Origin of the sequence: Bacillus sp. XF8 (assembly GCF_017498755.1) — a bacterium.
GTDB lineage: Bacteria > Bacillota > Bacilli > Bacillales > Bacillaceae_G > Bacillus_A > Bacillus_A bingmayongensis.
Genome location: NZ_JAGDQK010000075.1, coordinates 1 through 7,193, shown reverse-complemented (window position 1 = coordinate 7,193; position 7,193 = coordinate 1). Strand labels below are relative to the sequence as shown.

Sequence of the window (7,193 nt, the reverse complement as noted above, 5' to 3'; positions counted from 1 at the left end):
AACTAATCCAGAAGTTAAAGAAAAAATATTATCAGTTACTCCTGAACAAGCACAACTTTTTAAGAAAAAATTAGAAATGAATAATGAAATTTCCCCAAAAAGAGATGTTTATGAAATTCTGTTAGAAAGGGCTAAAACTGATAAAGATTTTTTTTCGAAATTGCGTAATGACCCTGAAAAATTTTTAGCCGAATTAAAAATAACTAATCCAGAAGTTAAAGAAAAAATATTATCAGTTACTCCTGAACAAGCACAACTTTTTAAGAAAAAATTAGAAAACATGTGCTAACAGTTTTGCAATTTTGTTATTAGGCGTCAGCATACATCACTATAAAGTTAAAATTTTATAATGCTCCCAAAACGAAAATTTTGTGTCTTTTATAGCAACGAAATTCATTTTTATCGTTTTTGGGGGCAACCCGTTTTGTTAGGTTGATGGGCATGTGAGTTGACTAAATACCATTCTTCGTATTGAGGTTTCAATTCTTTAAACACATCATCGGCTATTTCCTCATTAGCCATTAATGTATATCCTATACCAATGGCTAGACTGTTTTGGGTTGACTTTGCAAAATTAAATTCTCTCATATTACAACCTCCTCATTCTTTTTTGTACAAAATTCAAATTTGGTATTACTTATCCGCCTCCTCCAATACAACGTTATAGATTCCGTTTGTTACTCCGACAATAAACATTGTAGCGAGCGTTTCTAATCCGCTAAGTCCACAAAAACTAGTAAGCCAAAAACCTAGTGGTAGATATAGACATGTTCCGATAATAATCTTTTTCATCTAGATATTCCCCTTTGCGAATAATCTTTTTTATATTACACATACTATCTTTGAGCCGACTTCCCTACGGCTTTACTCTTTCAAATCGGAGCTCTCTCCTCCGTGTCGTTTAAGAACAGGCGGGTAACTTAATTAGTTGTCTGCCGTTTTTGTGTATAGTCGTAAAATTCTTGTCCATACTAATTAAAGAAGTCATCTTGAGCTATTCGTAGCTACCTCCAGCACAGATTATTTGTACGACCGTTCTTTTTATGGGAGCGGTCATATTTCATTTCCGCATCCCCCTTTTCGATTCGCCCTCGAACGGCAACACCACGCACAATTCTCTCACTCTATCGTACAATCTACGATCAAATACGTTTGCCAACTCGTCGATAGGAATGTTCGAAGTGTATACCGTAGGTAATCCGTTTGTGACTCGATGGTTAATAACCGCATGTAAATCACCTCGAAAAGCTTCGGTTGCACTCCGTACTCCAATATCATCTAGTACTGCGAAAGGTGCCATCTTCGCATGACTACCTCGACGATAGTATTCCTTTGCCGATTTCTCAGCGACATCTTTCGGTATATTCGACCGATTAAATTCGTTAAATAACGTTTGCCACTCGTTCACATCTAAGAAATACCCAGGTATCTGCAACGATTGCCTATTTCGCTGCAAACTCCCGATGTAATGCCGGATTAGCCACTCGTTTAAAATTACGGCTGCTGTCGTTGTTTTTCCCGTACCAGTCTCTTCGGAAAACAAATACATCGATTTAATCTTGTTCTTTACGTCCGTTGCTTCACTCGTCTCAAATTGCCGTGAGAAAGTCGTTACGTACGCTTCGATAGACTTATAGACTTTCGGTTGAGACGCTCGTACAGGTGAATTCTGTAGCGTTAAATGACGATATTCTTTCGGTAAGTTGTTCGCTGCCGTACGTCCTCCATTACCGTTGAATCCGTGTAGTGCGATGTACGAGGTGCACTGACGGTTACATGATGCGCTTTTATATAGCGAACAGTAATCGCATAGAATGCATTGCATCATATCGCCTCACTTTCTAGTACGTCGACTGGATTAGCGTGACACCAGTACACGTAATCTCGATATTCTCCGACTGTCATTTCGTTCGCGGCTGCCAACCACTCGATAAGACGGTCGAATCTTTCCTGCGGTAGTTCGAATCGTTGCCTATTCGCTTCGAACCATTCGAAAATGTTATTATCACTCTTCGAAATATTAAGATCACTTCGTAACGGAATCATATTGCCGTATGTAGTTCCGCCGTGACCTATCGCTATTGGGATTACGTGGTCCCAATGTATGTCTGAGTCGCCAGTTAATACACATCCACCTTCGAAGTGTGCCAATATCTCGTTTAATTGTTCTGTTGTAAAATCGTCTGGTAATGCTCTCTTACGTGCGCGTCTTCGTTGGTATATAAGTGTACAAATTTCTCTATTTTCTCTCCGCCATTTACGCCCACATTCCGCTACTTTTTCTTTATTTTCTTCACGGTATTTACGGCTATACTCTATTTTTATCTCTTTGTTTTCTTGGTAATAGTTATGCCAAAACGCTTTATTCTCTTCGTAGTATTTTCGTCTATATTCCGCTATCCTTTCCTTATGTTTTTCGCGATACTTACGTCTATGCTCCGCTACCTTTTCTTTATTTTCTTCACAGTATTTACGGCTATACTCTATTTTTATTTCTTTGTTTTCTTGATAATAGTTACGTTTGCGTTCCGCTACCTTTTCTTTATTTTCTTCGTAATGGTTACGTGCATACTTACGTTCACATTTTTTGCAAACAGAAAGTTTCCCCCCTAGACCTTTATTATTTTTACGAAATCCGCTCTCTAACGGCTTCCAATCTCCACACTTCGAGCATTCTTTTCCGACAGCTACCTCACCGTCAACCACTCGTTCTTCCAACTTAACTCGTTTATATTTTCTCGGCTTCCGAAACTCCTGCGTCTTCGCCACGCCTGCCTTACTCATTTACTAGCGCCTCCTTACGACTATTTACGTCAATTCTCTCCTTCTCAAAGCGAACCTTATATCGCTCAATTACTGCGTCCGCATCCTCACCGGCTAATATTGCGCCACATCTTCGTAATTCTAATCCGATTCCATGCGGACAGTTTTTGTAGCAATTCTCTTCAATTTCACCGATGAAAGGTAAATCTTTGTTTGGGCAATCGTAGCAATACATATCTAGTAATCTCGAAGTCTCTTGACGTGCCTCTTGACGTTGCTCTTTCGTGTATTTCGATTCCTTCGGAAAATCAGTTAAGACCGAGTGTGTTTTTGCACGCGTAGCCCCGCTTTTTTCTTTCCCGCATTTCGGACAACCATGCCCTAGTTTTAATTCTCGGTAACGAATCGTAAAAATTTCGTCAGGGTGATGGTTGCATCGATATCTCATTTTCGTACTTACGTTGTGATAACGTGTCTCTAATAGCTCATACCCTTTCTTTTTAAATTCAGCTTTTACTTCGGCGTATGTAACTTTCCGACTATGTCCCCTCTTCGCAATACCACAGTGACGGCAGCCACTTCCCGCTCTTAATTCGTTATAACTTATTGTTAATTTTTCATTTGGATGTTGCGGACAAATATACGCCATTTTCTTAGTCCGATTTTTATATTCCGTTTCTAGTAGTGTATATCCCCGTTCTTTAAACTTCGCTTGCACTTCTTCGAAAGATAATCGCTGTGCCATTCGTTTTCCCTCCGTTTATAAATAATCGATAATTTCTTCCGTGCTAACCTCCGGCTGTGCCGCCTGCCTTTGTAACTTCGTCTCTTCCCTACGTAACTCATCAAGTACTCGCGGTAGTAACCGCCCTCGCATATACGAATACATAAACGCAAAGTTTAATCCGGGATACTCCCGTGTCGGCTTATAGTCGGCAAAACATGCGTCGATGAATCGTTTCGTTGCTTCCTGGTTATATTCCGCTAGTGACGTTTTTAACATTCGTCCTTCCATCGCGTAGCTGCGTGTTACATACGGGATGTTGTATCGATCCTCATGTACGTGCTTTAAGTACTCTCGGAATGTTGTTACGTTCCACTTTTCGATTGGTAGGTTGCGGAAATCTTTCGTTGATATGCGGGTCATTTCGTTCCCTCCCTGTATCCAAATCGATACCCTAGAAAACTCATAGCGATATTTATTCCGGTGTTGTATCCTAGATACTTGTGTTCTTCAAATCCGTAAATAAATTGTCCCATCAACCATTCTGCAACATGGTCATCATCTTCAAAAAACTTTTTATCTTCCCCTTCGTGCATACGAGTAACTATTCCGTATGATTTAGCAAAATCTATTGCTTTTTCTAAACGCCCACCGTTATCGATAATCCCAACTACATATGCTAATTGCTCACGTCTACTCATTTTTGTTTTCATTACGATTCCTCCTCGTCAAATAATTGCGCATGTAATTCCTTGTTAGACGCTTGCCATAAGTCCCGTCCGTCTTCCGTTTTGAATACATTGCGACGGATTAGCGCCTCGATGTAGATTTCTTTCAGTAATGGATCGTTTAATTGCATTCGTTTGTTTGTTAGTCCTCCATTTTATTTCTCAATACTCAGCGTATGGTATGTATACACTAAATTTGTTAATATATTGATAATCTCCAGATGTGTACTATGCCAAGGGACCTGCTTATTGCGGGTCTTTTTCCATCGTTTATCGTTCCACTACCGACAACACCCTTCACTACTTAACTTTGTACATTCCTAGATTCTTGTCTGCATATTTGACCGTAAAATTTACGTTAACTACTTTTTTCTTCTGACGATACAATCTGTGTGTATGTCGAAGTCTCCGTCTAGTTTTCTAATATGATACTTTCGGTCGTCTAAGCGGCTTCTCTTTTCGTAAATAGTTAACATTTGTTCCTTCGTTTTAGATTTCGTTTCCTTCAGCGAGTCTAACGCTATCTTAAGTTCTTCCCACCGATCCTTTATTGCACGTCGTTCCAAACGGACTTCTTTAAGTTTTTTCGCTAAGTGATAGCCTCGTACAGAACTGAACGTCTCTAACTCAACGATATGAAGCAAGTCTATTTGAACAAGTTCTATGTGTTTTAACTGACGATCGACTTCGTTAAATACCGCTTCTAACGGAACTATCTCCTTGTTGAGATTCGCTAGTAACCGTTGCAACCTACCTGCCGTTATATCTTTCATCGTAAACACCTCCGTTTATTAATTCGTTTTATTTATATAAATCGTTACTACTTTTAAACCCTGACGATTTCACTTCGTTCATCGTATCTTATCATCTATTAGCGGCGTTCTTTTATATAAGTAATTACCGCTAAATATATTAATGATGGAAGGATATTTCGCTAGAAATAGACTTCAAGGTTTTGGCTCTTAATCTTTTTCTAGTTAAAAGATAGTTCTTGTTAAGAGTTAGTTCTTGTTAGTGTGAACTACAACCATGTGTGGAAGTCGCCATATGTGGTTACACGTCACATGGACTAATAGATTCCGGTTCATTTCCGAATATCGCTAACTGGCTTATCGGTAGAATTGTATAAACCGTATTCTCCCATTGCTGTGTACGTTCGTGTCTGCGTCTCTCCTTAACGACTAAAGGCTTCCCATCCCAGCGATACTCACATAGCTTTTTGATGCGTCTATTGGCGCTCTCACGGCTTATATTGAGTCGTTTAGCAATCATGTCTTGCGTTGGGTAACACTCGCCATCTTCGTCCATAAACGACGCTAGTACGCAAAGGGTTGTCCATCTTTCCGGACCTAAGTCCGCTATTAAACCGGAATGTACTGCGTCGACATACATCTTTAGAAAGATACGTGTCTCTCGCTTTCCACTTGTAATTGAATATTCCGTTTGGGCTTCGATTGATACTAAGTTGCTATTTTCGCTCATTCCGCTCACCCGTTTCCACCTCCGTGTAATGCCTTGTGAACTCCTTACACTATATATGACGCATCACTTTTCTACTTCGCGCACTTTTTTCGAAAAAAAAATAATTAATTTACGTTTTTCTACTTTTTACACCCCTATACAAAAGGTGACGGTTTCTATAAAATGTCATTAGGGAAGCCGTTTTTTGTCCTAATTACTAGGAGGTATAAGGATATGAACGGTACAGTTAGTAAAGATAAAGCAACAGGAAAGTGGACTTTTGTATTTAATATTGCGAAGGACCCTTTTACTGGTAAACGAAGACAAGTGAGAAAACGTGGATTTTCTTCGAAGCAAGAAGCTGAAGATGCTCTAATTAAATTAAAAGCGGAGTTACTTAGTGAAGAGAATCTAAATCTTTCAAAGATTACTTACGGTAGATTTTTAGAAGAGTGGTTCGAAGAGAGGAAGCTCGAATTAGAGGAATGGACGTATGATATTCATTATACCTATTATAAAAACGTCATTAATCCAAGATTAGGGCATTTAAAGTTACAGCAAATCGAACCGACGTACATTCAGAAATTCATAAATGATTTAGTAAATAAATCCGGATACTCTCCTCATACTGTCCATTTGATTTTTCGGATCATAAGTGCCTCGTTAAAGAAAGCTAAGATTAGAAAGCTAATTAAGGAGAATCCCGCCACTGGGACAACCTTACCTAAAAGACGACGTAAAGATATGAACGTATGGACCTTAGATCAAGTAAATTACTTTATCGATGAGTCAAAAGGTATCAAACGTCTCACTCGATGTTACATCGCTTTTGTAATCGCACTACTAACGGGGATGCGACAAGGTGAGATTATGGCACTCAGATGGAGCGATATTGATTTCGAAAACCATAGGCTATATATTCGGCAAACCTTAACTCAGAACGCTCAAATTAAATCAGGCGCTAAAAACGAGTCAAGCATACGATCAATTCACATTCCATTGAGACTGATAGAGGAGTTAGAATTGCATCGTCAAACTATAATAGATGAGAAAAAATATTATCAGCGAGATTATGATGATCATGACTTAGTCGTATGTGCCCGTAAAGGAAATCCGATGATTCCACGCAATCTACGTAAAGAGTTCTATGGCTTAACGGAGAAGCTCGGATTACCAAAGATACGTTTCCATGATTTACGTCATACACATGCGACCATGCTCATACAACAAAACGTTAACGTAAAATTAATTGCTGATCGTCTCGGTCACTCTGATATTGAAACGACACTTAATACGTATAGCCATGTGTTACCCGATATGCAAAAATCCGTCTCAGATAAACTCGATAGAATCATCAACTAGTGACGGATAAAGGTACGGACTAATCTAAACCGGCCCTACAACCGCAACGTTCAACGGCTTATCAAACAGTCACTTAAGTATGCCAGAAGAAGGCATAGTAGAAGTAGGCGAATTAAAAATCCACCAAGCATCACATGCCCGCTACTTCGAAGACT

12 protein-coding genes and 1 pseudogene are annotated in these 7,193 nt (G+C 39.3%); 3 read left to right on the top strand and 10 right to left on the bottom strand.

The window, feature by feature from the left end:
- The coding region (locus tag J4P91_RS27840) for a hypothetical protein (protein ID WP_207996672.1) at positions 1–289 on the top strand (289 nt) is incomplete at its 5' end.
- Positions 290–399: 110 nt separating this feature from the next.
- Here J4P91_RS27840 and J4P91_RS27835 read toward each other — a convergent pair.
- From J4P91_RS27835 to J4P91_RS27790, 10 genes are all read right to left on the bottom strand, one after another.
- The gene (locus J4P91_RS27835) at positions 400–588 is read right to left on the bottom strand and encodes a hypothetical protein (protein ID WP_207996671.1); all 189 of its coding nucleotides are present in this window, start codon (positions 586–588) and stop codon (positions 400–402) included.
- 45 nt (positions 589–633) lie between these two features.
- Positions 634–792, bottom strand: coding sequence for a hypothetical protein (locus tag J4P91_RS27830; RefSeq protein WP_207996670.1), 159 nt, complete (start codon positions 790–792; stop codon positions 634–636).
- A 268-nt stretch (positions 793–1,060) separates the two neighbouring features.
- Entirely contained in the window at positions 1,061–1,825 is a 765-nt protein-coding gene (locus J4P91_RS27825; RefSeq protein WP_207996669.1) for a P-loop NTPase family protein, read from the bottom strand.
- The gene (locus J4P91_RS27820; protein WP_207996668.1) at positions 1,825–2,784 is read right to left on the bottom strand and encodes a hypothetical protein; all 960 of its coding nucleotides are present in this window, start codon (positions 2,782–2,784) and stop codon (positions 1,825–1,827) included. Before J4P91_RS27820 ends, J4P91_RS27825 begins: the two co-directional genes overlap by 1 nt.
- Complete coding sequence (locus J4P91_RS27815) at positions 2,777–3,508, bottom strand: DUF723 domain-containing protein (protein ID WP_207996667.1); 732 nt, start codon at positions 3,506–3,508, stop codon at positions 2,777–2,779. The genes J4P91_RS27820 and J4P91_RS27815 overlap by 8 nt, the downstream gene beginning before the upstream one ends.
- Before the next feature lie 15 nt (positions 3,509–3,523).
- Positions 3,524–3,910 (bottom strand): hypothetical protein, encoded by a 387-nt coding sequence (locus J4P91_RS27810; protein ID WP_207996666.1) that lies wholly within the window; start codon positions 3,908–3,910, stop codon positions 3,524–3,526.
- Positions 3,907–4,200, bottom strand: coding sequence for a hypothetical protein (locus J4P91_RS27805; RefSeq protein WP_207996665.1), 294 nt, complete (start codon positions 4,198–4,200; stop codon positions 3,907–3,909). Before J4P91_RS27805 ends, J4P91_RS27810 begins: the two co-directional genes overlap by 4 nt.
- Positions 4,200–4,346 (bottom strand): Fur-regulated basic protein FbpA, encoded by a 147-nt coding sequence (fbpA, locus tag J4P91_RS27800; RefSeq protein WP_207996664.1) that lies wholly within the window; start codon positions 4,344–4,346, stop codon positions 4,200–4,202. Before fbpA ends, J4P91_RS27805 begins: the two co-directional genes overlap by 1 nt.
- Before the next feature lie 231 nt (positions 4,347–4,577).
- Positions 4,578–4,988, bottom strand: a complete 411-nt coding sequence (locus J4P91_RS27795) for a hypothetical protein (protein WP_207996663.1) — start codon at positions 4,986–4,988, stop codon at positions 4,578–4,580.
- A gap of 280 nt (positions 4,989–5,268) precedes the next feature.
- A complete protein-coding gene (locus J4P91_RS27790) occupies positions 5,269–5,706 on the bottom strand; it encodes a helix-turn-helix domain-containing protein (RefSeq protein ID WP_207996662.1) in 438 nt (145 codons plus the stop codon).
- A gap of 204 nt (positions 5,707–5,910) precedes the next feature.
- Between J4P91_RS27790 and J4P91_RS27785 the strand changes: the two genes are divergently transcribed.
- On the top strand, positions 5,911–7,038 hold the full coding sequence (locus tag J4P91_RS27785) for a site-specific integrase (RefSeq protein WP_207996661.1): 1,128 nt from the start codon (positions 5,911–5,913) through the stop codon (positions 7,036–7,038).
- 76 nt (positions 7,039–7,114) lie between these two features.
- Positions 7,115–7,193, top strand: a pseudogene (locus J4P91_RS27780) (DUF3900 domain-containing protein); the annotation flags it as partial.